General features: G+C 64.0%; 31 protein-coding genes. 13 read left to right on the top strand and 18 right to left on the bottom strand.

Annotation, left to right across the window (positions count from 1 at the left end):
- Window positions 1–28: 28 nt before the first annotated feature.
- The 12 genes from trmD to ffh all read right to left on the bottom strand — a co-directional run bounded on the left by trmD (window position 29) and on the right by ffh (window position 8226).
- Window positions 29–832 carry a tRNA (guanosine(37)-N1)-methyltransferase TrmD gene (gene trmD, locus CHB90_RS05070; RefSeq protein ID WP_089276771.1) on the bottom strand — a complete coding sequence of 268 codons (804 nt, stop codon included), beginning with the start codon at window positions 830–832 and terminating at the stop codon, window positions 29–31.
- Between the two features lie 64 nt (window positions 833–896).
- Window positions 897–1982, bottom strand: a complete 1086-nt coding sequence (locus tag CHB90_RS05065; RefSeq protein ID WP_089276770.1) for a hypothetical protein — start codon at window positions 1980–1982, stop codon at window positions 897–899.
- A 254-nt stretch (window positions 1983–2236) separates the two neighbouring features.
- Window positions 2237–2761, bottom strand: a complete 525-nt coding sequence (rimM, locus tag CHB90_RS05060) for a ribosome maturation factor RimM (RefSeq protein WP_089276823.1) — start codon at window positions 2759–2761, stop codon at window positions 2237–2239.
- A gap of 2 nt (window positions 2762–2763) precedes the next feature.
- Window positions 2764–2901, bottom strand: a complete 138-nt coding sequence (locus tag CHB90_RS26475) for a hypothetical protein (RefSeq protein WP_170940986.1) — start codon at window positions 2899–2901, stop codon at window positions 2764–2766.
- Between the two features lie 162 nt (window positions 2902–3063).
- Window positions 3064–3438, bottom strand: coding sequence for a 30S ribosomal protein S16 (gene rpsP / locus CHB90_RS05055; RefSeq protein WP_089276769.1), 375 nt, complete (start codon window positions 3436–3438; stop codon window positions 3064–3066).
- Window positions 3439–3478: 40 nt separating this feature from the next.
- The gene (locus tag CHB90_RS05050; protein WP_089276768.1) at window positions 3479–3775 is read right to left on the bottom strand and encodes a chorismate mutase; all 297 of its coding nucleotides are present in this window, start codon (window positions 3773–3775) and stop codon (window positions 3479–3481) included.
- A 114-nt stretch (window positions 3776–3889) separates the two neighbouring features.
- Window positions 3890–4492: a GNAT family N-acetyltransferase gene (locus tag CHB90_RS05045; protein WP_089276767.1), complete on the bottom strand. Its 603-nt coding sequence runs from the start codon at window positions 4490–4492 to the stop codon at window positions 3890–3892.
- The gene (locus CHB90_RS05040; RefSeq protein WP_089276766.1) at window positions 4492–5061 is read right to left on the bottom strand and encodes a GNAT family N-acetyltransferase; all 570 of its coding nucleotides are present in this window, start codon (window positions 5059–5061) and stop codon (window positions 4492–4494) included. The genes CHB90_RS05045 and CHB90_RS05040 overlap by 1 nt, the downstream gene beginning before the upstream one ends.
- Window positions 5058–5564, bottom strand: a complete 507-nt coding sequence (locus tag CHB90_RS05035; RefSeq protein ID WP_089276765.1) for a GNAT family N-acetyltransferase — start codon at window positions 5562–5564, stop codon at window positions 5058–5060. Before CHB90_RS05035 ends, CHB90_RS05040 begins: the two co-directional genes overlap by 4 nt.
- Window positions 5561–6088 carry a GNAT family N-acetyltransferase gene (locus CHB90_RS05030; protein WP_089276764.1) on the bottom strand — a complete coding sequence of 176 codons (528 nt, stop codon included), beginning with the start codon at window positions 6086–6088 and terminating at the stop codon, window positions 5561–5563. The genes CHB90_RS05035 and CHB90_RS05030 overlap by 4 nt, the downstream gene beginning before the upstream one ends.
- On the bottom strand, window positions 6085–6621 hold the full coding sequence (locus CHB90_RS05025) for a GNAT family N-acetyltransferase (RefSeq protein WP_089276763.1): 537 nt from the start codon (window positions 6619–6621) through the stop codon (window positions 6085–6087). The genes CHB90_RS05030 and CHB90_RS05025 overlap by 4 nt, the downstream gene beginning before the upstream one ends.
- 96 nt (window positions 6622–6717) lie before the next feature.
- The gene (ffh, locus tag CHB90_RS05020) at window positions 6718–8226 is read right to left on the bottom strand and encodes a signal recognition particle protein (RefSeq protein ID WP_089276762.1); all 1509 of its coding nucleotides are present in this window, start codon (window positions 8224–8226) and stop codon (window positions 6718–6720) included.
- Window positions 8227–8609: 383 nt separating this feature from the next.
- On the opposite strand from ffh, the gene CHB90_RS05015 reads away from it, so the two are divergent.
- Window positions 8610–9053: a hypothetical protein gene (locus CHB90_RS05015; RefSeq protein ID WP_089276761.1), complete on the top strand. Its 444-nt coding sequence runs from the start codon at window positions 8610–8612 to the stop codon at window positions 9051–9053.
- 113 nt (window positions 9054–9166) lie between these two features.
- On the opposite strand, the gene CHB90_RS05010 is transcribed toward CHB90_RS05015, so the two are convergent.
- Window positions 9167–9748 carry an FMN-dependent NADH-azoreductase gene (locus tag CHB90_RS05010; protein ID WP_089276760.1) on the bottom strand — a complete coding sequence of 194 codons (582 nt, stop codon included), beginning with the start codon at window positions 9746–9748 and terminating at the stop codon, window positions 9167–9169.
- 125 nt (window positions 9749–9873) lie between these two features.
- On the opposite strand from CHB90_RS05010, the gene CHB90_RS05005 reads away from it, so the two are divergent.
- Window positions 9874–10755: a LysR family transcriptional regulator gene (locus CHB90_RS05005; protein WP_089276759.1), complete on the top strand. Its 882-nt coding sequence runs from the start codon at window positions 9874–9876 to the stop codon at window positions 10753–10755.
- On the top strand, window positions 10752–11657 hold the full coding sequence (locus CHB90_RS05000) for a DMT family transporter (protein WP_245823169.1): 906 nt from the start codon (window positions 10752–10754) through the stop codon (window positions 11655–11657). The genes CHB90_RS05005 and CHB90_RS05000 overlap by 4 nt, the downstream gene beginning before the upstream one ends.
- 176 nt (window positions 11658–11833) lie before the next feature.
- On the opposite strand, the gene CHB90_RS04995 is transcribed toward CHB90_RS05000, so the two are convergent.
- Entirely contained in the window at window positions 11834–12286 is a 453-nt protein-coding gene (locus CHB90_RS04995) for a DUF302 domain-containing protein (RefSeq protein ID WP_089276758.1), read from the bottom strand.
- Between the two features lie 113 nt (window positions 12287–12399).
- On the opposite strand from CHB90_RS04995, the gene CHB90_RS04990 reads away from it, so the two are divergent.
- Window positions 12400–13893 carry a winged helix-turn-helix domain-containing protein gene (locus CHB90_RS04990; RefSeq protein ID WP_089276757.1) on the top strand — a complete coding sequence of 498 codons (1494 nt, stop codon included), beginning with the start codon at window positions 12400–12402 and terminating at the stop codon, window positions 13891–13893.
- On the opposite strand, the gene CHB90_RS04985 is transcribed toward CHB90_RS04990, so the two are convergent.
- Both CHB90_RS04985 and CHB90_RS04980 read right to left on the bottom strand, forming a co-directional pair.
- On the bottom strand, window positions 13894–14250 hold the full coding sequence (locus CHB90_RS04985) for an ArsR/SmtB family transcription factor (RefSeq protein WP_089276756.1): 357 nt from the start codon (window positions 14248–14250) through the stop codon (window positions 13894–13896).
- Window positions 14247–15185, bottom strand: coding sequence for an alpha/beta hydrolase (locus CHB90_RS04980; RefSeq protein ID WP_089276755.1), 939 nt, complete (start codon window positions 15183–15185; stop codon window positions 14247–14249). Before CHB90_RS04980 ends, CHB90_RS04985 begins: the two co-directional genes overlap by 4 nt.
- Window positions 15186–15437: 252 nt before the next feature.
- Here CHB90_RS04980 and CHB90_RS04975 point away from each other — a divergent pair, with 252 nt between their 5' ends.
- From CHB90_RS04975 to CHB90_RS04950, 6 genes are all read left to right on the top strand, one after another.
- Window positions 15438–15851 carry an AtpZ/AtpI family protein gene (locus CHB90_RS04975; RefSeq protein ID WP_089276821.1) on the top strand — a complete coding sequence of 138 codons (414 nt, stop codon included), beginning with the start codon at window positions 15438–15440 and terminating at the stop codon, window positions 15849–15851.
- Window positions 15841–16614, top strand: coding sequence for a F0F1 ATP synthase subunit A (locus tag CHB90_RS04970; protein WP_089276754.1), 774 nt, complete (start codon window positions 15841–15843; stop codon window positions 16612–16614). Before CHB90_RS04975 ends, CHB90_RS04970 begins: the two co-directional genes overlap by 11 nt.
- 77 nt (window positions 16615–16691) lie before the next feature.
- On the top strand, window positions 16692–16916 hold the full coding sequence (locus CHB90_RS04965) for a F0F1 ATP synthase subunit C (RefSeq protein ID WP_089276753.1): 225 nt from the start codon (window positions 16692–16694) through the stop codon (window positions 16914–16916).
- An 85-nt stretch (window positions 16917–17001) separates the two neighbouring features.
- Complete coding sequence (locus CHB90_RS04960) at window positions 17002–17553, top strand: F0F1 ATP synthase subunit B' (RefSeq protein ID WP_089276752.1); 552 nt, start codon at window positions 17002–17004, stop codon at window positions 17551–17553.
- A gap of 4 nt (window positions 17554–17557) precedes the next feature.
- Window positions 17558–18118 (top strand): F0F1 ATP synthase subunit B, encoded by a 561-nt coding sequence (locus CHB90_RS04955; protein WP_089276751.1) that lies wholly within the window; start codon window positions 17558–17560, stop codon window positions 18116–18118.
- Window positions 18119–18253: 135 nt separating this feature from the next.
- Complete coding sequence (locus CHB90_RS04950) at window positions 18254–19063, top strand: division plane positioning ATPase MipZ (RefSeq protein WP_089276750.1); 810 nt, start codon at window positions 18254–18256, stop codon at window positions 19061–19063.
- A 68-nt stretch (window positions 19064–19131) separates the two neighbouring features.
- Here the strand turns inward: CHB90_RS04950 and CHB90_RS04945 are convergent, their stop codons facing one another.
- Entirely contained in the window at window positions 19132–20343 is a 1212-nt protein-coding gene (locus tag CHB90_RS04945; RefSeq protein ID WP_089276749.1) for a TsoY family (seleno)protein, read from the bottom strand.
- 234 nt (window positions 20344–20577) lie between these two features.
- Between CHB90_RS04945 and CHB90_RS04940 the strand changes: the two genes are divergently transcribed.
- The 3 genes from CHB90_RS04940 (at window position 20578) to CHB90_RS04930 (ending at window position 25581) form a co-directional block, all read left to right on the top strand.
- Window positions 20578–20895, top strand: a complete 318-nt coding sequence (locus CHB90_RS04940) for a hypothetical protein (RefSeq protein ID WP_089276748.1) — start codon at window positions 20578–20580, stop codon at window positions 20893–20895.
- Window positions 20896–21011: 116 nt separating this feature from the next.
- Complete coding sequence (smc, locus tag CHB90_RS04935) at window positions 21012–24467, top strand: chromosome segregation protein SMC (protein ID WP_089276747.1); 3456 nt, start codon at window positions 21012–21014, stop codon at window positions 24465–24467.
- Window positions 24468–24738: 271 nt separating this feature from the next.
- Window positions 24739–25581, top strand: a complete 843-nt coding sequence (locus CHB90_RS04930; RefSeq protein WP_089276746.1) for a DMT family transporter — start codon at window positions 24739–24741, stop codon at window positions 25579–25581.
- 92 nt (window positions 25582–25673) lie between these two features.
- Here CHB90_RS04930 and CHB90_RS04925 read toward each other — a convergent pair whose 3' ends face one another.
- Window positions 25674–26114: an NUDIX domain-containing protein gene (locus CHB90_RS04925; RefSeq protein WP_089276745.1), complete on the bottom strand. Its 441-nt coding sequence runs from the start codon at window positions 26112–26114 to the stop codon at window positions 25674–25676.
- Window positions 26115–26141: the final 27 nt, after the last annotated feature.

Raw genomic sequence — 26141 nt, 5'->3', positions numbered from 1 at the left:
GAAAATCCTTCACATCGGAAATGCAGGGTCAGTCTTTGCGGTCCTTGAACGCCTGCCAGAGATCGGGGCGGCGGGCCTTTGTCAGCGCTTCGCTTTGCGCGCGGCGCCAGTCGGCGACAGCGCCGTGGTTACCGGACAACAATACCGGCGGGATCGGGCGGCCCTGCCATTCGGCGGGGCGGGTGTATTGCGGATGTTCCAGCAGGCCGTCGGAAAAGCTTTCCTCTTCGGTCGAGTCGGCGTTGCCAAGGACACCGGGCAACAGGCGGACCACCGCGTCCAGCATCACCTGCGCCGCCAGTTCGCCGCCGGTCAGGACGTAGTCGCCGATGGACACCTCGGCGATGTCGAATTGGTCGATCACGCGCTGGTCCAGCCCTTCGAACCGGCCACAGATCATCGTGACACCGGGGCGCGTGGCCAGATCGCGGGCCATGTCCTGCGTGAACGGGCGGCCGCGCGGCGACAGGTAGATCAGCGGCGCACCGGCGTGCTGGCTGGCCCGCGCGGTTGCAATTGCGGCGGCCATGACATCGGGGCGCAGCACCATGCCTGCGCCACCGCCTGCGGGCGTGTCATCGACGTTCCTGTGCTTGCCCTCACCAAAGGTCCGCAGCGGCACGGTGTTCAACTGCCACTTGCCTTCCTTCAGCGCCTTGCCGGTCAGCGACAGGCCCAGCGTGCCGGGAAACGCCTCTGGGAACAGCGTGATGATCTGGGCGCGAAAGGCGCGCGCCAGTTCCGGGTCCTGTTCCATCAGGTCGCGTGGCTGCAGCGTGGGGCGGATGGCCTTGCGGCCATGTGACCGGCTGGGGGGAGTCTTGTCTGACATGGGGTGTCCTGCTGTTCCCTGCCCTGTTACCGCGAGGCATGGGCGCGGGGCAAGCGACCCGCTGTCAGAGATAATCCGAACGATTTGGGGCCGCAACAAGACGGCCGCTGGACAAATCCCATGCCGGGCGCGGGTGCGGTTTGCGCCCCTCCAGCACCGTAAAGACACACTGAGGGTCCGGCCAGCGGGCTTTGTCGCTGAGACTGGCAAGCGCGTCCAGTTCGGCCTTTAGCCGTATGGTGGCGTCCGCAGGGGGAACATAGACCAGACCCCGGTGCCGATAGATACCTGCGTTGCAGTTGGCAAAGATGCCGCGCACCTGATCGAGAAACGTGCTGTCCGCGTCGATGTACACGTTCTGGAGCTGCGCCCCATCGGCAAGGCGCGACAGGTAGACGGCGACACTCGCGTGATCACACTCGGGCTGGGCTGCGCACCAAAGGGCGGCATCCCTTTGGGCGGGGTCCGTTGGGTCATGTTGTGTCACGATGTGGTGCCACAGATCGATGTCGGGGGCGCTCATCGCACGCAGGGCTTGGGTCAGGGTGCGGGGAGCGGTGCCAGTCGCCTGAATCTCTTGCGTTGCCAGAAAGGCGGCAAGCGCCTGATCGTAGGTCGCGCGTGCCTTCGCGATCGTGTCGATTTCCTGGCGCAGTCCCAGCACAACGTCGGGCCGCTGGAACATCTGTGCAATACGGCCCGCTTCGCCCGGTGGCGCGTTCAGGCATTGCTTCAGCAGGGTCAGGGCAAGCGTCAGGTCGCGCGGAAGCGCCGCGATGTCGGTTACGTTCCAACTGTCCAGGATACGCGACAGGATGCGGCCCACGGCGGTGTCCCGGGTTGGAGGCGCGTCGGGTTCGGCGCGCAAATCGACCGCCGCGCCAAGCGCATTGGCGATGGCCAGCCTTTGGTTGTCGAGCGTGGGCAGATCTGATCCAGGGCGGCGCAAAGCGGCGCGACGCAAGAGCGCGGGACCACGGCGGCGCGGTTTTTCCCTGCGAAAGGAGGACACCAGCGCAAACAGGCCGCCCGCACCTCCGATGACGATTCCCAAGGGCAGGAAGGCCGTCGAGGTCGGCACCGCAGCCAAGACGGCAGCGGGGCCAAGCGCCACTGCCGCAAGGACCAGGCGATAAACCAGAACGTCCATGGAAACCCTCTCAAACCAATTCGATTGCGGCTAAAATTAGACAAAAATTATGGCCGCAAAGTGGTCTGGAGACTGCAAAGTTGACGGGGTTGGCTGCAATTTTGCGAACAGTGAGTGGGATTTACTGGGTCTGTTTCCTCACCTGCTCAAGTCGCGGGGGCGTCCGGAAAGTGGATCTGTCCAGATGGCAAGATCCAGACAGATTCGTGGCAATATTCAGGGTTGTGAAGTTTTCGGGAGATACAGGTCTAGGGTTAGTCGGGGGCCTGTACCTCGTCGAACAGCCCTTCGGGTGGATCGGCGACGATGCGTCCAGCCGTCAGATCGACCGTGGGGACGGCGGCCATGGTAAAGGGCAACAGGACGGTGCGGGACACACCGGGCACCTGAAGCTCCAGAAGGTCCGTCGCGCCGTGATTGTGGACCGCGTGCACCTTGCCCAGCGGTGCGCCGCCGGTATCGAAAACCGAAAGGCCGATCAGATCGGCATGATAGTATTCGTCATCCGGCAGGTTGGGCAGCCGGTCACGCGGCGCAAAAAGACGGATGCCGCGCAGGGCGTCGGCCTGTTCCTTGGTGGTGACGCCGGAGACTTCGGCGGCGAAGCCGTTCTTGATCTCGCGCAGGATCTGGATCTCAAAGCTGCGAGAACCGTCTTCGGTTGTCAGCGGAGCATAGTCGCCGACGGCATAGGGATCGGCGGTGAAGCTCTTGAGCCGCACTTCGCCATGGACGCCAAATGCGCCCGCAATTGCGCCGACGCAAATCGTGTCAGTCATTGTCATATGTCGAAACAGACGCCACCGCGTGCCTCGCCTCCCCGGATTTCGCAGCGGTCATGCCACGTTATCTCGGAATACAGAAATCCCGTGACGAACGCCACGGCCAGAAGGATGATGAGGCGGATCAGGCGGAACATGACGTCGCCGGGTTGGCGGGACGGGACTCGTGCTGTCGCACATCGCCCGCCCGCCAACCCGTCCACCGGCGTCCGGCGCGGCACCAGAACGGCGCGGGGTCTTTCCAGTGGAAAGGCCCCGGAACCAGGGGGTGCCTGTGCCGGAACACCTGCACGCCCCGATTAGTCCGCGGCGGGCTCTGCTGCTGCTTCGGCTGCTGCAGCGGCTTTGGCGGCTTTCTCTTCGGCGCGGTCCTGGGCTTTCTTGCCCGGGGTGCCTTTTTTGAGGTTGCTGCGCTCTTTTTTCTCAATGATCTCGGCCGCTTCAAGGAAGCGCGACACGCGATCGGTCACTTGGGCGCCCTGGCTCAGCCAGTACTGGATACGCTCGATGTCCATCTTGACGCGGTCTTCGCTGTCCTTGGCGAGCAGCGGGTTATAGGTGCCGAGTTTTTCGATAAAGCGGCCGTCACGGGGCATGCGGCTGTCCGCTGCCACGATCCGGTAGAAGGGGCGCTTTTTCGAGCCGCCACGGGCGAGACGAATTTTAACTGCCATTTGTATTCTCCTTTGGATGGCTTGGTCGACGGGAGGCCCGTCAGGATTTGTGTTGCTTGTGGTGTTGGATGACTTCCTGAATGACGAAATTCAGGAATTTCTTGGCAAATTCCGGGTCGAGATCGGCCTGGAGTGCCAGATCCTGGAGCCGCGCGATCTGTTTGTCTTCGCGAGCGGGGTCGGATGGGGGAAGGTCGTGCTGCGCCTTTAGGACGCCCACGGCCTGCGTGTGCTTGAACCGCTCTGCGAGCGTGAAAACGAGGATCGCGTCGAGACGGTCAATGGACTCGCGGTGTTCCTTGAGCAGATCGGCGGCAAGGGAAACGGGGTCAGTCATCGGGCAATCCTTTGGGTCGATTTGGGCGATGCACAGGCCATGCGCAACGCATGCACATCCGATGCGCACGGGAGGCGCAGGTCGATGGCGACAGCGGCGGCGTGGGTGACGGTATCAGTCAATGGCCCAACCTTTCGGTTTGAACAGCGGGTCCTGGTAGTGGGCGATTTCCATGTCGACGCCATGGCCCACCTGTCCAGACAAGTCATCCAGCGAGGGATGGCGGTAGACCGCGTCGCTGCCGTCAATTGTCGGAGCGTCATTGTCCTTGGTGCAGCCAAGCCGTTCGGCCAGTCGGATGGAATCGAGGTTCTTGGGGTCGATATAGCTGACCGCGGTGGTCCAACCGCGATCCCGGTAAAGGTGCCGCCGCACCCGGTCGGTTGCCTCCAGCGCATAGCCTTTCCCCGCCTGATCCGGCCAGATGATCCAGGCGATTTCACGCTCCGGCCATTTGGCCGGAAACCAGCCGCCGGCCATGCCCACGGTATCGCCGGTTTCACGCAGGTGGACCATCCACATGCCGAAGCCGCGGATTTCCCAATGCCCGATCTCGGCGGCATAGAGCATCCAGGTCTCATAGGCATTGAGCGGACCGCCCATGAAGCGCGAGCGATACGAGGCAAAGGTTGCCTTGAAGTCGGGATAGTCCTCTGGCTGGGGGCTGCGCAGCACCAACCGTTTGGTTTCCAGTACGGGAATGTCGCGGTGACCCATCAGGCGGCCTCTTTGATGTGGCGATAAACATGGGTCTGGTCGGTCAGCTCTGCCTCTGCCACGGCATCGCGGCGAGCGCCAAGACGGGTCATCAGCGCAATGCAGCGGGCGTTTTCGGGCGCGACGTAGGAGACGACGCTGTCCCAGCCCAGAACCTCAAACGCATGGGTGCGGACCGCTTCGAGTGCCTCGAAGGCATAGCCTTGTCCCTCGACTTCTGCGGTGAGGAAGATGCCCATTTCCGGTTCCGGATCCTCATATTCGAACCCCAGCAGCGCAAACCCGGCAGACGGCGTGGTGCTGGCGTCGATGGTCCAGAGGCCAAAGCCGTGCAGCAGCCAGCAGGCGGTGTAATTGGTGAATTCCGCCCAGGCCGCGTCACGGGTGACTGGGCCACCCATATGGATGGCGCGGTCAGAGCACAGGACACCGGCATAGGCGTCGAAATCATAGATGCGCGGCCCGCGCAATTGCAGCCGCCGCGTGTCCAGCACCGGCAGGCGGCCCCCCAGACGGGCGGCGGCGCGGGCACCGGGACCGGGAGTGTGACGTTCGCAGGGCGCGGTCATGACGGCCCCCCGGTGTGGCGCCAGACCTGTGCGGGGTGGTCCAACAGGGTCTGGTCGCGTTCATAACTGGCGCCAAGCCGTTCTGCGACACGGCGCGAGGCGTCATTTTCAGGGTGAATGTACGAGATGAGGGGGCCAAGACCGCGGTCGGTTGCGGCCCAGTCGCGCACGCAGGCAGCGGCCTCTGTCGCGTAGCCGTTGCCTTCGAACCCGTCGAAGATGTGCCAGCCCAGTTCCGGCTCGTCCCACATGACATGATTGACCACACCGACGCGGCCAACCTTTTGCCCGTCGTGCAGGACCATGAAGAACCCGTAGCCACGCAAGGCCCAGTGCCCAAAGCCGGACAGAAAGCCACGCCATTGGGCAAACTCATCCTCGACCGGACCACCGACAAAGCGCGCGCGCGGCGAGGCCATGAAGGCGGCGACTGGCGCGAAATCCTCTTCAAGCGGGGTGCGCAGGGTCAGACGGGCAGTGGTCAGGGTGATTTGCGGGATCATGCCAGCGCCTCCGGTCCCGGATGGCGCCAGAGTTCGTCCTCACCCATGTTTTCGTTGTGGTAGGTCCGTTCATAGGTTGCGCCAAGGCGCTGGGCCAATGCGGCGGAGCGGCTGTTGCCGGGCACGATGTTGGAGGTCAGCGTGGTCATGCCCAGATCGTCGTAGGCCCAAGCGCGGGCGCGCTCGGCGGCCTCACGCGCGATGCCCTTGCCCTCAAACGCGTCAAAGACAACCCAGCCCAGTTCCGGTTCGGGCCAGGTTTCGGGATTCCAGATACCACAGATCCCGGCGGCCTCGCCTGTGTCTTTCAGTTCGATCACGAAATAGCCGTACCCGTGCCAGTGCCAGTGGCCGACGTTCATGGTGAACCAGCGCCACGCGTCGCCACGCAGCGGGATGTGGCCAAAGCCCTCAGACCGCAGCGGATCGCGCAGGAAGGCAATGACCGCTTCGGCGTCGGCCTTTTCAGGGCCGCGCAGGATCAGCCGGTCGGTTTCGATGCGGGGGGCATTGGTCAGGCTCATGCGTACGCCTCCGGGTTGCCGTCAGTGTCGGGGCTGTGCCGGTAGACCAGTGTTTCCCCGGTAGTTTCGCCTGTGGGCAAGGGCGCGTCGGGATCATGTTGCGCACCCAGCCGGGTCGCCAGGGCGATAGAGCGCGCGTTGTCCGGGTGGATGTAGCTGACCAACGTGTCGGCCCCCAGATCGGACCATGCCCAGAGCAACGCAGCGGTTGCGGCCTCGGTGGCATAGCCCTTGCCTTCATAGCCGTTGAAGAAGATCCAGCCGATTTCGCGTTCGGGGAAATGCGGTGGCTGCGTGATGGCGACCTGTCCGATGAAACGGCCATCGTGCAGATCGACGCCCCATCCGCCATGGCCCATCAGATCCCAGCTGCCGACCTCGGAGGCCAGACCGTACCACTGATGCGTCCGGGTTTTCGGACGTCCGACATAGCCCGCCTGATCGCTCTGGTGAAAGTCCCAGAACGGATCCATGTCACCAAGGACATGCGGGCGCAGCGTCAGGCGCGGGGTATGCAGGGTCGGGGCGGGCATGGTGTCGTGTCGGGCCTTGGCGCTATTGGTGGGGGCGGATGCCTCCGGCGGGGGTATTTGCCGCAAAGAAGAAGCGCAGGGTCGGGTCCTTTCCTGTTACTTTTTCTTGCCAAAACCGGAGAGGCCGGGGGGCAGGGCGCCGCCACCCATGCCGGGCAGGCCGGGAATGCCGCCCTTGGCGCCCATCTGTTTGGCGGCCGCCTCCAGCGCCTTTGGGTCCATCTGGGACGGGTCCATGCCGGCGGGCATGCCTCCTTTGCCGCCGAACATGCCCTTCATGGCCTGTTTCAGCATGCCGCCCTTGCCCATCTTTTTCATCATGTCGGACATCTGGCGCTGCATTTTCAGCAGTTTGTTGAGGTCGGACACATCCATGCCAGAGCCTTTGGCAATGCGTTTCTTGCGGCTGGCCTGAAGGATCTGCGGATTGGCGCGTTCCTTTTTGGTCATCGACTGGATCAGGGCGATCTGTTGCCGGAGCATCCTGTCGTCGATGCCGGCGCCGTCCATCTGCTTGGCCATTTTTCCCATGCCGGGCATCATGGACATCATGCCCTCCATGCCGCCCATCTTGATCATCTGTTCCAGTTGGGTCTTGAGGTCGTTCATGTTGAACTGACCCTTCTGGAAACGCTTCATCATGCGCTCGGCCTGTTCGGCCTCCAGCGTCTGTTGCGCCTTTTCCACAAGGGCCACGATGTCGCCCATGCCAAGGATACGGCCGGCGACACGCTCTGGCTCGAACGTCTCAAGCGCGTCCATCTTTTCGCCAAGGCCGACGTATTTGATCGGCTTGCCGGTGATAGCGCGCATCGACAGGGCGGCACCGCCTCTCCCGTCGCCGTCCATCCGGGTCAGCACGACGCCGGTGATGCCGATGCGGGTATCGAAATTCTCCGCCGTATGGACGGCGTCCTGACCGGTCAGGCCATCGACCACCAGCAGGGTTTCGCGCGGGTTGGCGACATCGCGCACCGCCGCGACCTGGGCCATCAGTTCTTCGTCGATGGAGAGGCGCCCGGCGGTGTCCAACATGTAGACATCGTAGCCGCCCATGCCTGCCTGCGTCTTGGCGCGTTTGGCGATGGCAATGGGGTCCTCACCCTTGACGATGGGCAGGGTGTCGACGCCGATCTGGGTGCCGAGGATTTGCAGCTGTTCCATGGCGGCGGGGCGATTGACGTCCAGCGAGGCCATCAGGACCTTTTTGCCGTCGCGCTCTTTCAACCGTTTGGCCAGTTTGGCGGTGGTGGTTGTCTTGCCGCCCCCCTGCAGGCCGACCATCAGGATCGGCGCGGGCGGGTTGTCGATGCGCAGCTTGCCGGGGTCGGCACCTTCGTCGCCAGCCAGTACGGCGATCAGCTCGTCATGGACGATCTTGACGACCTGCTGGCCCGGCGTGACGGATTTGGTAACGGCAGCGCCGGTGGCCTTTTTCTCGACCGCCTTGATGAAGTTGCGCGCCACGGGCAGCGACACGTCCGCCTCAAGCAGCGCCACACGCACCTCACGCAGGGCGGTGCGGACGTCATCCTCAGAGAGGGCGCCCTGTTTGGTCAGCCGGTCAAAGACGCCGCCAAGGCGTTCCGAGAGATTTTCGAACATGAGGGCTGGCCCTCCTTCTCTTCTATCTGTGCCCCTGCAAGGTAGGGACGTGCGGCCGGTGACTCAATCGCGGATGGACAATGCACAAGCGCCCCGGCGGGCTCTTTTCAAGCGGGTGCGCCCCCGTGGGCGCAACGCGCTGACGGAGGGCGATCCCGGGCATAGCCCATGGGACCGGAAGACAAAGGCGGCTTCCGGGGTTCCAGGTCGATTAGAGGATGGCACGCGCCGAGTCAAGTCTGCGGAGGGTAAGGGTCTGTTAGTCATGTCGCGGCTAGTGTTGCGGCACAAGAACATGGCCACATGCCGCAGTTGCCGATGCAGTCAAAACCGTGTCAGAGACGCCAGTAATTCGATGTATTTCACAGGGATCATCTTACACCATGCCCGCCACATATCGCGTCCTGCCTCAGTTGAATATTGTGCTGGTCCTGTTCCGGGGCGATATCACTGTGGATCAGAACGTCGAGACGCTGCTTCGGTATCGGTCTGATCCGTTGTTCGATGGTGGGCAACACACGTTGCTGGATGTCATGGACTGCACCTTTCCTGACGGCTTCTTTGCCGAAACGGCGCGATTGGCAAACCGATTAAGGCCGTACCATGAGGCGCGTGACCCGCGCGCGCGGTCCTCGATTTTTGCCCCCGGAAAAGTGAACTACGGCATTTGCAAGCTTTACCGCGATGCGGTTCAGGCAAAATTACCGTATCCGGTGGACGTGTTCCGCGATCCCGAATCCGCATTGCGCTTTTTGGATCTTGACCCCGTGGACATTGAGGTTCGGGGGCTGTTGGGGCAGGCCACCAGGGGCTTTGCGTCGAGCTGATCGGGCGGACGCGGCGTTTTCCCGGACCGGCTGTCTGTCGTGTTGGCCCGTCGTTTGGGCCGCACTAGGGGGCGGTCTGCGCGATGTCCAGATGGCGCGCAGACCTGATGCGGTCAGGCGGCCAAATTCCGAAGATCCGCGTCGGCGCGTGCTTTGGACGCCTCGGCATCGACCATCAGACGATCCGACCGCACGACCTGTACGTCGGTGATGCCGACAAAGCCCAGGACATGCCGCAGCCAGGGGGTGGCAAAGTCGATGGGGCCGTCCACCTCTGTGCCACCCGAGGCGATGACAAGGATCACGCGATTGCCGTCCAGCAGGCCGACGGGGCCGGTTTCGGTATATCTGAACGTGATGCCCGCCCGGGCGATCATGTCGAACCAGGCCTTGAGGCTGGAAGGTGCGCCGAAGTTGTAGATCGGCGTGGCAATCACGATGGTGTCGGCGGCGCGAACCTCGTCGATCAGGACGTCAGACAGGGCAAGCGCGTCCTGCTGTTCTGCTGTGCGCTCGTCAGCGGCGGTAAAGTTTGCCGCCAGCCAGGTGCTGTCGATCTGTGGGACGCTGGTGGTCAGGTCGCGGCTGACAACCTGCGCCGGGTCAAGGCGTGAGATCACGGTGTCCGCCAGTTGACGGGTGACTGAGCCTTCGGTGCGGGCAGAGGCGTCTATACGCAGGACGGTTTGGGTCATGGATCGGATCCTTTCGGGGAAGATGTCTTTCACGGTGATCAATTGACCATTGCAAATATGAACGCAATTGCGGACAAAGCGCAGGTGGTGTGCGCATTCGCGCAGCGGATTTAAGGGAATGTCACATGGACAATTGGGATGAGATCCGCACGGCCTTTCAGGTGGCGCGGCTGGGGACCGTCAGCGGCGCGGCCGAAGTGCTGGGGGTGCACCATGCAACGGTGATCCGCCATATTGACGCGCTGGAGGGCCGAATGGGCGTCAAACTGTTCCAGCGACATGCGCGCGGCTATACCGCGACCGAGGCAGGCACCGACCTGATGCGGGTGGCGCAGACCACGGACGACCAGTTGCAGCAGCTCGAAGGGCGGATCAGGGGGCGCGGCAATGAAGTTGCCGGAGAGCTTCTGGTGACCTCACTCATCTCTTTTGCGCCGCTCATGGTGCCGGCGTTGAGGACGTTTCGCGCGCGTTATCCGGATGTGGTCGTGCGGTTTCTGACCGATGACCGGGTGTTCCGTCTGGAATACGGCGAGGCCCATGTGGCATTGCGCGCGGGGCCCGCCCCGCAGGAGCCCGACAACGTGGTGCAGGCCTTTTCTCGGCAGGATATCGCGATGTATGCGCACCGCGACTACGTCGAGGCGCACGGCATACCCGAGGACGAAGCGGCGATGAAGGATCATTTTTTCGTCGGCCATGACGATCCCGACAGCCGCGCGCCGTTTCAGCGCTGGCTGACGGCCAGGGTGCCTTATGACCGGATCGTGTTCCGCACCACCGACTCGCGCGTCAGCGAGACGGCGGTGATTGACGGGGCAGGTATCGGGTTTCTGGGCACGCGCGAGGCGTCCTTGCACCCGGATCTGGTGCAGATCATGCCCCCGCGCGAAGAGTGGACCGCGCCGCTTTGGCTGGTGACGCATGTGGATCTGCACCGCACCGCCAAGGTGCAGGCGTTCCTGAGCCACCTCAAGGAGTTCTGTGGCGAGGCGTCGGCGCGATGACAGAGGCGGGACGCGGGCACCTTGCGATGCTGGGCTTTGCCATGCTGGTGTCGGGGTCTTTTTCGTTGGGCGCGCTGGCCGCGCCGCATATCGACCCGGCTGCCCTGAACGCGATCCGCTTTGTCATTGCCGGGACGGTGCTCTGGGCGGTGGCGGTGGCCACGGGCAAGGTGGACCGGGCGGTGTTTGCCGCACCGTGGCGGTATTTCGTTTTGGCGGGACTGTTTGCCGTCTATTTCGTGACCATGTTCGAGGGTTTGAAGACGGCAGAGCCCGTCAGCATGGCGGCGGTCTTTACCCTGAACCCGGCGCTGACGGCGGTTTTCGGCTATTTCGTGGTGCGCCAGATCACGACCCCGCGCATGGCGCTGGCGATTGTTGTGGGGGGCGTTGGTGCACTTTGGGTGATTTTTGACGCCGACCTTGCCGCGCTGTCGCGGTTTGAGGTCGGACGCGGTGAGGCGATCTATTTCTGGGGCTGTGTGGCGCACGCGCTATATGCCCCGATGTTGCGGCGGCTCAGCCGGGGGGAATCGGGCGTGGCCTTTAACGCGGGAATCCTGACGGCGGGGTCGGTGATCCTGTGTATCTGGGCGGGGCCTGCGCTGATCGCGATGGACTGGGCGGCGTTGCCGGCAATTGTCTGGTGGACCATCCTTTACGTCTCTTTGGCGGCAACCGGCGTGACCTTTCTGATCCTGCGCTATGCGGCGCTGCGCCTGCCATCGGCCAAGGTCATGGCCTACACCTATATCGTGCCAAGCTGTGTGATCCTGTGGGAGCTGGCGCTGGGCCGGGGCGTGCCGACGGCGATGATCCTGCCGGGGGTGGCGTTGACGGCGCTTTCGCTGCTCTTGCTGCTGAAGGATGAGGAAAAGCCCGTGGTGCTGTCGAAGACCTGAAAAGCGGTGCGGTCTGACGGGGTGTCCACGCGTGGACAGGTTTGCGGCTGTTATAAATCAAAGGCTTACAGGGACGGTTTTACGATCTGTTAGGAAATGGGCCGACAGGACGGGGCGCGGACGGGGAGGCCCGCGCCTGTCTGGATCGGCCCGGTCCCGCCCGGTGCGGCGGGGCGTCAGTCGCCCGTGGCGATGGTGACAAAACGGTCAAGCGCGGCCTGCATCCGCGTGACGGCGGGATCGTCGGCGGCCAGCCCGTGAGAGGGTGCAATCCCTGCCGGATCATCGTAAAGCGCCCATGTCTGCCCCTGAGCGTCCTCGAAGAACAGCACCCGCAGCGGCAGATACAGCGCCATCGTCTGGCCGGTCTGAAGCGCGGCGGAGCCGATCTTTGGGCTGCCGAAGATCACCAGCGTGGTCGGGCGCAGATCCTCGCCCTGCGACGCGGCCCCCTGCCGGAAATCGACCGTGGCAAAGACCCGCGCCCCGGCGGCCTGAACCGCGCTGGTCAGGCGCGCGGCGGACCGGTCGACGTCATGGGCGCTGGCGATGTTGATGCGGTCGGCCATGGCGGCTCCGGCGGTCAGGATCAGGAACGTGGCGACGGCGAGGGGTCTGAGCGGGTTCATTGTGGGTCTCCCTTTTTGTGATGTTGGCCCTTGCAGGCTATCCTTCGCGCCGCCGGGGTGCTTGACTGGGACAAGGGGAGGCCCGGGGGTTTTCTGGAGGATTTCGAGAGGAGATGGCGGCCACCACCAACAAACCGCCGGTCTGGCGCTTTGCGGGCTTCGTCTTTGACGCGGCGCGGTTCGAACTGTGCCGGGACGGTGTGCCGGTCAAGGCGGAACCGCAAAGCCTGCGGCTGTTGCGGGTGCTGATCGAGAACCGCGACCGGGTGGTGACGCGCGCCGATCTGGAGCAGGACCTGTGGCAGGGACGCGCGGTCAGCGACTGGGCGATCTCTGCGGCGGTCAAGGCCCTGCGCGCCGTGCTGGACGATTCCGAACGGCAGATTATCCGGACGGTGCATTCCCGCGGCTTTCGCTTTGTCGCGGAACTGACCCGCGACACGGCGCCAGAGACCGCCATACCCGCCGTTCTGGTACGCCCGTTCCGCTGTCCGGAGAGCGCAGCAGAGGATGCCTATCTGGTGGACGGGCTGACCGAGGACCTGATCACCGATCTGTCACGACATCCGTCACTGACGGTGCTGTCCTATAACACCAGCCGCGCGCTGGGCGGGAAACCCCCGCCAGAGACGCTGCCGGTGAGCCATCTGGTCGAGGGCAGCCTGCGCCGGATGGGGGCCACGATGCGGATCACCGTTGCCATTCTGGACGCGGGCGGCGACCGGCAGGTCTGGGCGGAACGTTTTGACGTGACGGCCGAGACCCTGCTGGCGGCGCAGGACCGCATCGGCCTGCGCGTGGCAGAGGTTCTGGCACCGGGGGCCGCGCCCGAACCGCGCCGGGCCGGAACCCGGCACGCGGGCGCCTATGACCGTTACTTGCAGGGGCGCTATGCCTATTTTCGCTACGCCCCGCAGGCCTTTGCCGAGGCGCTGGCGCATTTCGAAGCGGCGGCGCGGCTGGACCCCGAATTTGCAGCCGCCTTGGCGCAGCAAGCCTATTGCCGGTGTACCTTGCATGTTTTCGGAATGCCGGGGGCCGATCCGACACTGGCGCGGGCCGAGGCGCTGGCGCGCGCGGCCATCGCGCTTGATGCGCAGGACAGTCTGGGCCATGCGCGGCTGGGCTGGGTGCTGGGCTATCTGGGGCGGGTGGACGACTGCATTGCCAGCCTTGAAGAGGCGCTGCGGCTGGACCCGGCCAATGCCGAGGTGTGCCTTGCCTATGGCGAGACGCTGAACCGGCTGGCGCGCCCGGAACAGGCAGAGGCGCTGTTGGAACGCGCCTTTGCGCTGGACAGTTTCCATCCGCCCAGTTGGGAGTTTGCAAAAGGCCACGCGCGGGTGCTGGTGCGGGATCACGTCGCGGCGGTGGCGCATTTCCGGTCCGTGCTGGCGCGGGTCGACAGGTTCATTCCGGCGCGGGTGCAACTGGTGCGGGCGCTGGTGGAGCAGGGGTTGGCGGCGGAGGCCACGGCGGAGGTGGCAAAGATCCGGGAGTTTGCGCCGAAATATTCGCTGGCCCATGCGGCGCGGATGTTTCCCTATCCGGTGGCAGCAGAGCGGGCGCGGCTGCTGGATGCCTTGGCGGTCGGCGGGCTGGCGTGATCAGGCCTCTGGTGGTTGCTCTGGTGGCTCGACCAGAGTGGGCAGTTCCTGTTCCAGAAACCGTTCAAAGGCGTCAAGGTTCACCGGTTCAAACTGGCCAAAGCCCTGCATCCAGACAGAGGCCGCGCGCAGGGCGTCCGGTTCCAGCTTGCACCACTTTACCCGGCCGCGCTTTTCCTGGCTGATCAGGTGGGCGTTTGTGAGCACGGTCAGATGTTTGGAAATCGCGGCAAGCGACATCTCGAACGGGTGGGCCACGTCCGTCACGGCCATGTCATCCTCCAGCAGCATTGCAAGGATGCGGCGGCGGGTGGGGTCCGCAAGCGCGGCAAAGACGGTGTCCAGCGGATCGTTCATCGCTGGCCAAGGATGAATGCGCCGATCTTTTCTGCCAACCCGGGGGCCAGCGGCAGCGCCGGGTCGGAATAGGTGACAAGATTGGCCTGCCGGGTGTCGTCCTTGGTGCTCTTGAGTGTGTGCGTCATGCGGTCGACCAAATAAAGCGTCCCAAGTGGAAAGGCGTCGGCAAGGGCGCGGGCATCACCTTCGGTGATTTGAAGGTCGGCGGTGCCTTGTACGACCAGCACGGGCAGGTCGATGTCGCGGGCCTGCTCCGCAGGAGCGACGGCAAAGAGATCCATCAGAAAGGGCTGAACCAGCGGCGCAAAGACGTTGATCAGCGGGCCGGGCAGGGCGTCGGGCGGGACGGGTGTTCCGGCAATCAGTGAGACCATCGCTTTTTCCAGCGCCTGTTGATGAGGCGCCAATGCGGGCACACCGCGCAGTTGTTCCAGCAGGATCTGACTGACCGGGCGGCCCGGTGCGGCCAGCAGGATCAGGCCGCAGATGTCATCGCGGACTTGCGCCAGCTCCAATGCGACCAGCCCGCCTTCGGAATGGCCGATCAGCCAGATGCAGGCCAAGCCGCTGCGCTCCTTGGCAAGGTCGATCCAAGGGGCCGCGTCCTGTGCATACAGCGCAAGCGTCACGGCATTGGCATCGCCGGTGCTTTGCCCGATGCCGCGCTTGTCGGCGCGGATGGTGGCGATGCCCTGCGGCTCCAGCGCCTTGGCGAGCAGGCGGTAGGCATCGGTCGACAGCCCCTGCGCAGAATTGCCGTGCCGATCCGTCGGCCCCGATCCGGGCAGGATCAGGGCAACAGCCTCCGCAGACTGGGGCGTCAGGTATGTCCCCTGTAGCAGAACGTCGGGCCGGGTGATCTGGATCTCTTCGGCAGCCAGCGGGGCCGCAAGCAGGGCCAGGCAGAAACTCAGGCAAAGGATGGGGCGCATGGGTGTCTCCTGTAGCGGTTTGCAGTGGTGTGGGCGGGGTGGAAAGAAAACTCAACCGCAAAGTTGAATGTGCATTTGCAGCGTCTCGGGCGCTGTCGGCGCCTGCGGCGGAATGGCAGTCGGGCGGGGGCGTTTGTTTTTTGCGTTTTATAGCAATGGCATAGAGGTGGTTTCCCCGGTCGTTCACGCATGTTGACTCAAGACGCGCCGCAACATAGCACCAAGGCGAACCTGAGTGGAGCCAACGACGACGTGAGCGACCAAGATCCCAAGCGTAAGCTGGACGACCTGGACGCCAAGCTGACCGCCTACAAGGCGGGCCGGAAAGTCGACAAAGCCCATCAGGAAGAGCACTACAGTCAGGCTAATATCGCCTGGCGCATGGTGACGGAAATGGTGGCCGGTCTGGGGATCGGTTTCGGGATCGGTTTCGGCCTCGACGTCCTCTTGGGCACCAAGCCGTTCCTGATGGTGGTGTTCGCGCTTCTGGGCGTCGCCGCGGGCATCAAGGTGATGCTGCGCACGGCAAAAGAGGTGCAGGCGAGTATGAGCCCCGGCGCGTCCGGGACAGGCCCCGGCGGGGGCGCAGGCAAAAGCCCCGGCGAGGGCGATGAAGACAGCGCCCGGGCCACCGGAGCGGATGAGGGGAAAAAACATGGCGACTGAGACGCACGGTGCAGATCATGCCGCGGAAAGCGGCGCCCTGGTGTTCCACCCGATGGACCAGTTCATCGTCAAGCCGCTGTTCGGCGACGCCAGCACGGTGGGCATGTTCACCATCACCAACGTGACGCTGTGGTTGTTCCTGTCCATCGTGGCGGTTGTGCTGCTGATGGTATTGGGCACGTCCAAGCGCGCCATCGTGCCGTCGCGGTCGCAGTCGGTGGCTGAACTCGCCTACGGCTTTGTCTACAAGATGGTCGAGGATGTCGCGGGCAAGGACGGGCTGAAGTATTTCCCCTACATCATGACCCTGTTCCTGTTCATCGTCTTCGCCAACTTCCTTGGCCTGTTGCCGATGAGCTTTACCACCACCTCGCATTTTGCCGTGACCGTGGTGCTGGCGATGGCGGTGTTCCTGACCGTGACCATCCTGGGTTTTGTCAAGAACGGTGCCGGGTTCCTGAGCTTGTTCTGGGTGGCAAGTGCGCCGCTGGCGCTGCGCCCTGTTCTGGCCCTGATCGAGCTGATCTCGTACTTTGTGCGCCCGGTCAGCCACTCCATTCGTCTTGCCGGTAACGTCATGGCCGGACACGCGGTGATCAAGGTTTTCGCCGGGTTTGCAGCCATCGGCTTGATCTCGCCGTTCTCGATCCTCGCGATCACCGCCATGTACGGGCTGGAGATCCTGGTGGCCTTTATCCAGGCCTATGTCTTCACGATCCTGACCTGTGTGTACCTCAAGGACGCACTGCACCCGCATCACTGATACGGTTGCCGGGCTGAAGCCCGGCCTACCGACTGAACAACCCGAATACTCAACTTCCAATCGTAAGGAGAATCTCAATGGAAGGCGATCTCGCACACATCGGCGCAGGCCTGGCAGCAATCGGTTCCGGCGCAGCCGCTATCGGGGTGGGTAACGTTGCAGGCAACTTCCTGTCTGGCGCCCTGCGCAACCCCTCGGCCGCCGCTGGCCAGACTGCTACTCTCTTCATCGGCATCGCATTCGCAGAAGCGCTGGGCATCTTTGCCTTCCTCGTTTCGCTGCTGTTGATGTTCGCCGTCTAAACCACGGAACTTAACGATCCTTACGCGCGGGCGGTCAGGCAACCCTGACCGCCCGATGTAGAGACAAGTTCCGACGGAGGACAACATGGCGACCGAAACTCACGGGTCCGAGCCTGTCAGCGCATGCGTTGACGCCGGCGGCAGCGCCGTCGGGATGCCGCAGCTCTGCGGCGATTGGATCGGAAACCAGGTCTTCTGGCTGGTGATCACGTTGATCGTGATCTACTTTGTGCTGGCCCGTATCGCCCTGCCGCGCATCGCCGCGGTTCTGGCGGAACGTCAGGGGACCATCACAAACGACATCGCCGCCGCCGAAGATCTCAAGCGCAAGGCACAAGACGCCGAAGCCGCTTATGACAAGGCGCTTGCCGATGCTCGGGCCGAGGCCCAGACCATTGCGCAAAAGGCGCGTGACGACATCAAGGCCGATCTGGGCGATGCAATCGCCAAGGCCGACGCGGAAATCGCAGCCAAGGCCGTCGAGTCGGAGAAGGCAATCGCCGAGATCCGCGAAAGCGCCATGGCCCATGTCGAGACCGTGGCAAAGGATACCGCCGGGGCCATCGTGGCCGCGCTGGGTGGTGTCGCTGACGACGCCAAGATCGCAAGCGCGGTCGACGCGCAGCTGAAAGGGTAAGGCCATGAAGAAACTCATCCTTCCCGTTCTGGCCGCCCTGTCGGCCACACCTGCGGCGGCGGCCTCTGGTCCGTTCTTTTCGCTGGGCAACACGGACTTCGTGGTGCTGCTTGGCTTTATCCTCTTTATCGCGGTGCTGATCTATTTCAAGGTGCCGGGTATGCTTGCCGGTCTGCTGGACAAGCGGGCTGAGGGTATTCAGGACGAACTGGACGAAGCACGCCAGTTGCGCGAAGAGGCCCAGACCTTGCTGGCCAGCTATGAGCGCAAGCAACGTGAGGCGCAGGCGCAGGCGGATCGCATCATCGCGCACGCCAAGCAGGAATCCGAACTGGCCGCCGAGCAGGCCAAGGCAGAGATCGCCCAGTCGATCACCCGCCGCCTTGCTGCCGCCGAAAGCCAGATCGCCTCTGCCGAAGCAGCGGCCATCCGGGAGGTGCGCGACCGCGCCGCGTCCCTGGCCATTGCCGCCGCGCGCAGCGTTGTGGCTGAGCAGATGACCGCAGACAGCGCTGGCAAGCTGATCGACGACGCTATTGCCGACGTGGGCGCCAAACTGCACTGACGGCAGGTCTCAGGAATCAAGGCGAGGCCCGGCCACTGCGCCGGGCCTTGCGCGTTCCGGGCCTTTGCAAGGGCCCTAAAGCAGAAAACAACTGACCACGGGACAGCCGTGGCGCAATGGACAAGAGGCACAGGCGTGGCACATATCATCGTTGTCGGTAACGAAAAGGGCGGCGCGGGCAAGTCGACCATCGCGATGCACGTCGCCACCGCGTTGGCGCGGATGGATCACCGGGTCTGGACGCTGGACCTCGACCTGCGACAGCAGAGCCTTGGCCGCTATTTGTCCAACCGCCGCGCGTGGTTGAAAAAAGAAGAGCGCGACTTGCCGTTACCGGGCTACATGCAGCTGCCCGATGCCGACCCGGCTGCGGTCGCGGCCGGAGAGCAGTCCGCCGACAACCGGCTGAACCGCGCGGTGGCCGAGTTGGAAGAAAAGTCTGATTTCATCATCATAGACTGCCCCGGCTCCTACACCCGGCTGGCGCAGGTCGCGCATTCGCTGGCCGATACGCTGATCACGCCCCTGAATGACAGTTTTGTCGATTTCGACCTGTTGGCGCGGATCGAGGGCGACGGGGAAAAGATCCTTGGTCCGTCCGTCTACGCCGAGATGGTCTGGTCGGCGCGCCAGTTGCGCGCGCAGGCGGGGCTGTCCCCGATGGACTGGATTGTTCTGCGCAATAGGGTCGGGGCGCAACAGATGATCAACAAGGCCAAGATGGAAAAGGCGGTTGCCACACTGGCCAAGCGCATCGGCTTTCGCGTCGGGCCGGGATTCTCCGAACGCGTGGTGTTCCGTGAGCTGTTTCCGCGTGGCCTGACACTTCTGGATCTGCGCGACATCGGTGTGCGCAGTCTCAGCCTGTCGAACATCGCGGCGCGACAAGAGGTGCGCGACTTGATCAAATCGCTGAAACTGCCCGGCGTTGAGGTCAATTTCTGACAGGACCACAAAAAAGGAGCCGGACCAACAGGTCCGGCCCAAGGATCGGCCTGGCAACGGAAGGGACGTTACTCGGCCGGAATGGCGTTTGCGGTTGTGTGGCCAAAGTGCTGGCGGTTCAGACGCAGCACCAACGCGATGGCGACAACCTGCGACGCGATGGCAAGTCCGGTCAGACCCCAATAGGCAACGTCGTATTTCGCAATCACATCGGCGGCGACCAGCCCCTTGTTGATGAAGAATTGCAGCATCACGGACAGCGCCACAAAGGGACAGACCAGCGCGTAGGATCCGGGCGACGTCTTGGTGCCCACGACGAAGTCACTGAAATAGCCCTGTGCCCTCAGAACGACCGCACCAAGACCCAGAAAGGCCAGCTGGATGGCGATCAGGCGGGCCAGAAAGACCATCGTCTCTCCCGCATTGGCGTGCGAGTCGTAGGTGGTGTGCAGCCCGTGCTCTTGCCGCAGGAACATGATCCCCAGAACTGTGACGATGGGGACGATGATCATCAGGGTCGGGCCGGCCTCACGAGCGGTGCCGTGTTGCAACATCGACCCGAACGCGGTGATCGCCGCAACAACAGTGTAGACGATGGCGATGGTGCCAAGCAGGGTCGACAGAACCATGGCGACACCTACGGTGGTGGGGTTGGTGCTCATCGCGACCGGAGCGGCAAAGCCGACGGCTACCATCGACACGGCAAAGGCAGGGGTGAGTTGCGCAAAGGAGTTATGCGCGGTGACGTCGAACAGGCCCCCTTTGGACAACACGCGGCCCAGAAAGTCACCGATGAGGCGAAAGGCCATGACGGCGATCAGGGCAAAGGCGACCATCGCAAGGGGAAACAGGTATTCGACCACGGCCCAGAGTTGCGGGACAAAGACCAGCCCAAGGATAAACCCTACGTTGACCGTCATGGCCAGCGCCAGCGGCATCGCCAGCAGGGTCGATTCCGCGTTGGAGTTGCGCAGGGCAGGGTAGGCGGTGGTTTTCCGGAACACGCTGTAAGATTGCAGGTTCCAGATCAGCGCCTTGATATTGAGAATGGCAAAGAATGCGATCCCTGACATGGCAACCGCGATGGCCACCTGCTTGGGAAGAGCGCCGCCTGACCATGCGGCCAAGATGTCCTCGAACACGGGAACGGGCTGAGTCGGGTGCGGAACCCAGAACATCAGAAACATGAAAAAGGTGACGACAATGCCGCCGGCGCCAAGGGAGCCGAGAAAATAGAGTGGCGAGTAGGTGTCGGCGGGTCTTTGTGCTGGTTGGGCCATGGGAGCCTCCTGTGCCATTCGAAAACATTCTAAAGATGGAATGTTATAAACATTCAGGAATGGGAATGTAAAGAAAAACCTTCTATAACTTTGTTTGAACGCATTGTTTTTAACCTCCGAGTAACCAGTTTGCGGCAGGCTCGGGTTATGCGTTGGTTACCATGTGTTCTCCTCCTGCTTGGCCTCGCTGCATGTGATGCGGCGGGGCCAGGTTTTTATGCGGCAGAGAAACACGTGCAAGACGTCGACGGATCACGCTTTGCCCTGCGCTTCCGGGGGAATCTGGTCGAGGCAACGCGCACATCTCCCGAATGGCTGCCCCGGTTTGAGGATGTCGCCCGCAAGGCCGGGATCGCCGCGCAAATACAAAGCGGATGCCGCGCCGACTGGGTCGAGGGCGACCCGGCGATGATGTGGATCGGCCTGTCTTGCGATGGCGGGCCCGCGCCAAAAAGGATGCGACGGCCCAGAACGATCTATTGCGACATTGAAGACCACAACCAGAGGGCTGGCATTCATGCCGGGGCCCTCACCTGCCGAACAGGACGGTAGCGACCCAATATCTTGTGGAGAACTGGCAGAAGCCCGCCACATGAGCCACGCCTTTCTTGACTCACGCCACCTCGACAGAGCACCCTGAAGGTCCACGACGGAATCGGACCGGCACCTTGCGCTTTTCCAAAATCAGACTGACTGGCTTCAAAAGCTTTGTGGATCCCACGGATCTGATCATCAATCCCGGCCTCACCGGGGTGGTGGGGCCAAACGGCTGCGGCAAATCAAACCTGCTTGAGGCGCTGCGCTGGGTCATGGGCGAAACCCGGGCCAAGGCGATGCGCGGCGGCGGGATGGAGGATGTGATCTTTGCCGGGGCGTCCTCACGCCCAGCCCGCAACTTTGCTGAGGTCAGCCTGCACATCGACAACGCTGACCGGCTGGCGCCTGCGGGGTTCAACGACAGCGACCACCTGGAAATCGTGCGCCGGATCACCCGCGACGTGGGCTCTGCCTACAAGGTCAACGCCAAGGACACCCGCGCGCGCGACATTCAGATGTTGTTCGCCGATGCGGCCACGGGCGCGCACTCTCCTGCGCTGGTGCGGCAGGGGCAGATCTCGGAACTGATCAACGCCAAGCCCAAGAACCGCCGCAAGATCCTTGAGGATGCCGCCGGGATCGGCGGGCTGTACCAGCGCCGCCATGAGGCAGAGCTGAAACTTAAAAGCACCGAAACCAACCTGCTGCGCGTCGATGACGTGGTCGAACAACTGGCGGGGCAACTGTCGCAACTGGCCAAACAGGCGCGGCAGGCGGCGCGCTACCGCGCCATCGGCACGGAACTGCGGCAGGCCGAAGGGATGCTGCTGTACCGCCGCTGGCGCGAGGCGGATGAGGCGCGCGCCGTGGCGGATGCCGCGCTGCGCGAGACGGTGACAAAGGCCGCGCAGGCCGAGACTGCGGCCCGATCAGCGGAAAAGACGCGCAGCACCTATGAGGACGCTTTGCCGCCGCTGCGCGAGGAAGAGGCCATCGCCGCCGCTGTGCTGCAACGACTGATCGTGCAGCGTGACACCCTGACCGATCAGGAAAAGCAGGCGTTTGCCCGGATCGAGACCTTGCAGAGCCGTATCGCCCAACTGGTGCGCGACATGGACCGCGAGGCCGGGTTGAACCGCGACGCCGGAGAGACGATCGAGCGGCTGGAGTGGGAAGCACGCGAGCTGCAAAAAGCCTCTGAAGGGCATGATGAGCGGCTGGCAGAGGCACATGAGGCAGCGGGAGAGGCATCCAGCATCTTGCAGGCACGCGAAGCCGACCTTGAACAACAGACAGAGGATGTGGCGCGGCTGGCGGCGCGGCACCAGTCAGCGCAGCGCTTTCTTGCGGATTGCCGCAAGACGCTTGACCGCAATGAGGCCGACGCGGTGCGCGCCCGCGCCATGGTTGACACCGCGCGCGAGTCTCAGGCGCTGTCGCGCGAGGCGGCAGAACTGGCGCAGGACCGACTGGAAGAGGCCCACGCCGCGGCGGAAGAGGCCGAGGACGCCCTGACCGAGGCCGAAACAGCCCGCACCGAAACGCAGGCGCGTGAGGCCGAAGCCCGTGGTGAGAGGTCCGAGGCCGAGGGCCAGATGAACGCCCTGAGGGCCGAGGTGACGGCGCTGGCCCGGTTGCTGGACCGCGATACCGCCGAGGGCGGGCAGATCCTTGACCGGCTTCAGGTGGAACAGGGGTACGAAAAGGCGCTGGGGGCCGCATTGGCGGATGACCTGCGCGCGCCCGAGGTCGAGGGCGACGGACCGACCGGCTGGGTTGTGCTGGCCGCCTATGACGACACGCAGCCCTTGCCCGAGGGGGCCAGCCCGCTGGCGGGGCATGTGTCGGTTCCCGACGTGCTGTCGCGCCGCCTCAGCCAGATCGGTCTGGTTGACGCCGACGACGGCCCGCGCCTGCAAGCCTTGTTGAAACCGGGGCAGCGGCTGGTCACGCTGGAGGGCGATTTGTGGCGCTGGGACGGTTACCGGGCCTGGGCCGAGGATCAGCCCTCGACCGCGGCGCTGCGGCTGGAACAGCTGAACCGGCTGGAGGGGCTCAAGCAGGAGATGGCAGAGGCCTCGGCCCGGCTGGACGGCACGCTGGCGGCGCACGAGTCGCTGGTTGCGCAGTTGCGGGATCTGACAGAGGCGGACAAGACCGCGCGTCTGGCCCGCAGGACAGCGGATCAGGCGGTGGCCGATGCGGCCCGCGCGCTCAGCCGTGCAGAGGCCGAACGCGACATGTCCGAGGGCAAGGTTGAAAGCGCGGCGCTGTCGGTCAAACGCTACGAGGATGAGGCCGGTGCCGCACGCGGCCAACTGGCAGAGGCGCAGCGCGCGGTCGACACGCTGGACGATCTCGAAGAGGCGCGCGCGCAGGCCGAAGACGTCAAGATGACGGTCGAGGCGGCGCGCATGACCATGATGGCCAAACGGTCGGCCCATGATGAATTGCGGCGTGATGGCGACGCCCGCAAGGGGCGCTCACAGCAGGTGACCAAGGATCTGTCCGGCTGGCGGCACCGGCTTGAGACTGCCGAGAAACGCGCCACCGAACTGGCCGAACGCAAGGCCGACAGCGAGGCGGAACTGGCCGAGGCCGAGGATGTTCCCGGCGCGCTGGAGGATCAGCGCGGCGACCTGACCGACGCGATGGAGGCCGCCGAGGCGCGCAAGGCAGAGGCAAGTGATGCGCTGTCAGTTGCCGAGGGTGCGCTGCGCGAGGCCATTGCCGCCGAGCGGGACGCCGAACGGCACGCGGGTGAGGCGCGTGAGGCCCGCGCCCGCGCCGAGGCCCGTGCCGAGGCCGCGCACGAAACAGTGGTGACGGCGGCGGGGCGGATTTCGGACGAAATGGACCTGACCCCGGCTGCGTTGCTGACCCAGTTGGACACCGATCCGGACGAGATGCCCGCCTCTGACAAGGTCGAGGCCGAGGTGTCCCGCCTGAAACGCCAGCGCGATGCGCTGGGTGCGGTGAACCTGCGCGCTGAGGAAGATGCCAAAGAGGTTCAGGACGAGCACGACACACTTGTGTCGGAGAAATCGGACCTTGAGGAAGCGGTCAAGACGCTGCGCTCGGGCATTGCCAGCCTGAACCGTGAGGGGCGCGAGCGGCTGCTGACGGCGTTCGAGCAAGTGAACAGCAACTTTTCGATGCTGTTCACCCATCTCTTTGGCGGTGGCGAGGCCAGCCTGATGATGGTCGAAAGCGATGATCCGCTGGAGGCGGGTCTTGAGATCATGTGCCAGCCGCCGGGCAAGAAGCTGTCAACCCTGTCGCTGATGTCGGGGGGGGAGCAGACGCTGACCTGTCTGGCTCTGATCTTTGCGGTGTTCATGGCCAATCCCGCACCGATCTGCGTGCTGGACGAGGTGGATGCGCCGCTGGACGATGCCAACGTGACCCGTTTCTGCGACATGCTGGACGAGATGTGCCGCCGGACCGACACGCGGTTTCTGATCATCACCCACCACGCGGTGACGATGGCGCGGATGGACCGCTTGTTTGGCGTGACGATGCAGGAGCAGGGTGTCAGCCAGTTGGTTTCGGTCGATCTCAAGCGCGCCGAGAGCCTGGTGGCCTGAGGGGGCGTCATGCCGAAGGCATGCTTGCAGCATGACCCCCGTCGCCTGTGGCGCCTCCCCCGGGATATTTTCGGACAGAAGAAACACGGGGGAGTCCCCGAGTGCGGGCGGGGTGCCGAAAGAAATGCGCTTTGCCGAGGGTGTCGGCTGCGGGTTTTCGCGTAGCGTTTTTTACGTCATGTAGACGGCAAGCGCGTCTGGGGTTGATGATGCGTTGCGGACGCGGTTTGTCGTCCGGCCCTGAGATTTGTGACTTAGCCAGAGAGTGCCGATGCGTCTCCCTATCTTGATCGCGCTGACCATGGTGGCCTTTGCCGCCAATTCCGTGCTGAACCGGGCCGCGCTGGCGGCGGGCGGGATTGATGCGGTGAGCTTTGGGAGCATCCGGCTGTGGTCCGGGGCGGTGGTATTGGTTTTGCTGGGCTTGCTGCTGCGCGGGCGGGTGGTGCTGGGCGGTCCGGGTCGGGTGGCCGGAGTCTTGGGGCTGGTTCTGTATATCTACGGGTTTTCGGTGGCCTATGTCGCGTTGGATGCGGGGCTGGGGGCGTTGATCCTGTTCGGGACCGTGCAGGTGACGATGTTTGGTGGCAGCCTGATCGGGGGCGAGCGTCCGCCGCTGTTGCGTTGGATGGGGGCGGCGATGGCCTTTGGCGGGCTGATCTGGTTGCTTTGGCCGGGTGGGGGGCTGGAGTTGAGTCTGGTGCATGGCGCGGCGATGGTTCTGGCGGGGGTGGGTTGGGGAATTTATTCGCTGGCCGGGCGGCGTGCCGACGATCCGCTGTTGGCGACGGGGGCGAATTTTGTGCTGGCCGCGCCGATCGGGTTCCTGCTGGGGCTGGCCTTGCCGGTCAGTCCGGAGGCGGTGGCGCCGGAGGTGTCGGGCATCGTTCTGGCGGTGATTTCTGGCGCGGTGACCTCGGGGCTGGGCTATGCGCTGTGGTATCATGTGTTGCCTCAGGTGACGGGCAGTATCGCGGCGGTGGCGCAGCTGACCGTGCCGGTCATTGCGATGGCGGGGGGCATGATTTTTCTGGGTGAGGCGGTGACGGCGGATTTTATGGTGGCGTCCATGGTCGTGCTGGGCGGGGTCGCGCTGTCGGTGCTGCGGAGATAGGGTGTCCACGCGTGGACAGGAGTGCGCGTGTTATAGATCAAGGGGTTACAGAGGCGGTTTTACCTTTTGTTAGGTCTTTGACCTGCTGCGGCCTAGCGCAGGATCGGTTCCAGCGGGTCGTAGACAAGTCCGGTTCCCCAGGCCACGTCGGGCAGGCTGGAAGGTTTCAGGCGCAGTTTGGCGACCTCCGCCCGGGTGAAGAAACAGCGGGTGTGGACGATGCCTTCGGGGTCTTTCCAGAGGTCCGACAGCGCCCCGGCGGTGATCGTGGCGCGAAAGAACACCTCGACCTGGTGAAAGCGGCCCTTGGGGTCGTGAAATTCGTTGATCAGGCAGGGCGCACCGACGGCGATGGTCAGGCCGGTTTCCTCATACACTTCGCGGATCAGGTTGTCCGGCAGGCTGGCGTGGCGTTCGGCGCCGCCACCGGGGGCGCACCACAGATCGGATTGCACATCGCGCCACGCATTGACCAGCAGCAGCCGGTCCTCATGCAGGATCACGGCACGGGTGGCGATGCGGGGGCTGGGCATTGGACGCTCCTTTGGTCCTTTTCTAGG

This window comes from Antarctobacter heliothermus (genome assembly GCF_900188425.1).
GTDB lineage: Bacteria > Pseudomonadota > Alphaproteobacteria > Rhodobacterales > Rhodobacteraceae > Antarctobacter > Antarctobacter heliothermus.
Note: the sequence above shows the minus strand (reverse complement) of the source record. Positions and strands in the feature narration are given on the sequence as shown.

Excerpts from the sequence above, each read along its gene's own strand:
- CHB90_RS05040 (WP_089276766.1), bottom strand. The coding sequence starts at position 5,061 with ATGACCGCGCCCTGCGAACGTCACACTCCCGGTCCCGGTGCCCGCGCC.
- CHB90_RS04955 (WP_089276751.1), top strand. The coding sequence starts at position 17,558 with ATGAAGAAACTCATCCTTCCCGTTCTGGCCGCCCTGTCGGCCACACCT.
- CHB90_RS05015 (WP_089276761.1), top strand. The coding sequence starts at position 8,610 with ATGCCCGCCACATATCGCGTCCTGCCTCAGTTGAATATTGTGCTGGTC.
- CHB90_RS04945 (WP_089276749.1), bottom strand. The coding sequence starts at position 20,343 with ATGGCCCAACCAGCACAAAGACCCGCCGACACCTACTCGCCACTCTAT.
- CHB90_RS05000 (WP_245823169.1), top strand. The coding sequence starts at position 10,752 with ATGACAGAGGCGGGACGCGGGCACCTTGCGATGCTGGGCTTTGCCATG.
- CHB90_RS04965 (WP_089276753.1), top strand. The coding sequence starts at position 16,692 with ATGGAAGGCGATCTCGCACACATCGGCGCAGGCCTGGCAGCAATCGGT.
- CHB90_RS05025 (WP_089276763.1), bottom strand. The coding sequence starts at position 6,621 with ATGCCCGCCCCGACCCTGCATACCCCGCGCCTGACGCTGCGCCCGCAT.
- rimM (WP_089276823.1), bottom strand. The coding sequence starts at position 2,761 with ATGACTGACACGATTTGCGTCGGCGCAATTGCGGGCGCATTTGGCGTC.
- CHB90_RS05010 (WP_089276760.1), bottom strand. The coding sequence starts at position 9,748 with ATGACCCAAACCGTCCTGCGTATAGACGCCTCTGCCCGCACCGAAGGC.
- CHB90_RS04980 (WP_089276755.1), bottom strand. The coding sequence starts at position 15,185 with ATGCGCCCCATCCTTTGCCTGAGTTTCTGCCTGGCCCTGCTTGCGGCC.
- CHB90_RS04990 (WP_089276757.1), top strand. The coding sequence starts at position 12,400 with ATGGCGGCCACCACCAACAAACCGCCGGTCTGGCGCTTTGCGGGCTTC.
- CHB90_RS05065 (WP_089276770.1), bottom strand. The coding sequence starts at position 1,982 with ATGGACGTTCTGGTTTATCGCCTGGTCCTTGCGGCAGTGGCGCTTGGC.
- CHB90_RS04930 (WP_089276746.1), top strand. The coding sequence starts at position 24,739 with ATGCGTCTCCCTATCTTGATCGCGCTGACCATGGTGGCCTTTGCCGCC.
- trmD (WP_089276771.1), bottom strand. The coding sequence starts at position 832 with ATGTCAGACAAGACTCCCCCCAGCCGGTCACATGGCCGCAAGGCCATC.
- ffh (WP_089276762.1), bottom strand. The coding sequence starts at position 8,226 with ATGTTCGAAAATCTCTCGGAACGCCTTGGCGGCGTCTTTGACCGGCTG.
- CHB90_RS04995 (WP_089276758.1), bottom strand. The coding sequence starts at position 12,286 with ATGAACCCGCTCAGACCCCTCGCCGTCGCCACGTTCCTGATCCTGACC.
- CHB90_RS05005 (WP_089276759.1), top strand. The coding sequence starts at position 9,874 with ATGGACAATTGGGATGAGATCCGCACGGCCTTTCAGGTGGCGCGGCTG.
- CHB90_RS05035 (WP_089276765.1), bottom strand. The coding sequence starts at position 5,564 with ATGATCCCGCAAATCACCCTGACCACTGCCCGTCTGACCCTGCGCACC.
- CHB90_RS04960 (WP_089276752.1), top strand. The coding sequence starts at position 17,002 with ATGGCGACCGAAACTCACGGGTCCGAGCCTGTCAGCGCATGCGTTGAC.
- CHB90_RS26475 (WP_170940986.1), bottom strand. The coding sequence starts at position 2,901 with ATGTTCCGCCTGATCCGCCTCATCATCCTTCTGGCCGTGGCGTTCGTC.
- CHB90_RS04970 (WP_089276754.1), top strand. The coding sequence starts at position 15,841 with ATGGCGACTGAGACGCACGGTGCAGATCATGCCGCGGAAAGCGGCGCC.
- CHB90_RS04985 (WP_089276756.1), bottom strand. The coding sequence starts at position 14,250 with ATGAACGATCCGCTGGACACCGTCTTTGCCGCGCTTGCGGACCCCACC.
- CHB90_RS05050 (WP_089276768.1), bottom strand. The coding sequence starts at position 3,775 with ATGACTGACCCCGTTTCCCTTGCCGCCGATCTGCTCAAGGAACACCGC.
- rpsP (WP_089276769.1), bottom strand. The coding sequence starts at position 3,438 with ATGGCAGTTAAAATTCGTCTCGCCCGTGGCGGCTCGAAAAAGCGCCCC.
- CHB90_RS04925 (WP_089276745.1), bottom strand. The coding sequence starts at position 26,114 with ATGCCCAGCCCCCGCATCGCCACCCGTGCCGTGATCCTGCATGAGGAC.
- CHB90_RS05030 (WP_089276764.1), bottom strand. The coding sequence starts at position 6,088 with ATGAGCCTGACCAATGCCCCCCGCATCGAAACCGACCGGCTGATCCTG.
- CHB90_RS05045 (WP_089276767.1), bottom strand. The coding sequence starts at position 4,492 with ATGGGTCACCGCGACATTCCCGTACTGGAAACCAAACGGTTGGTGCTG.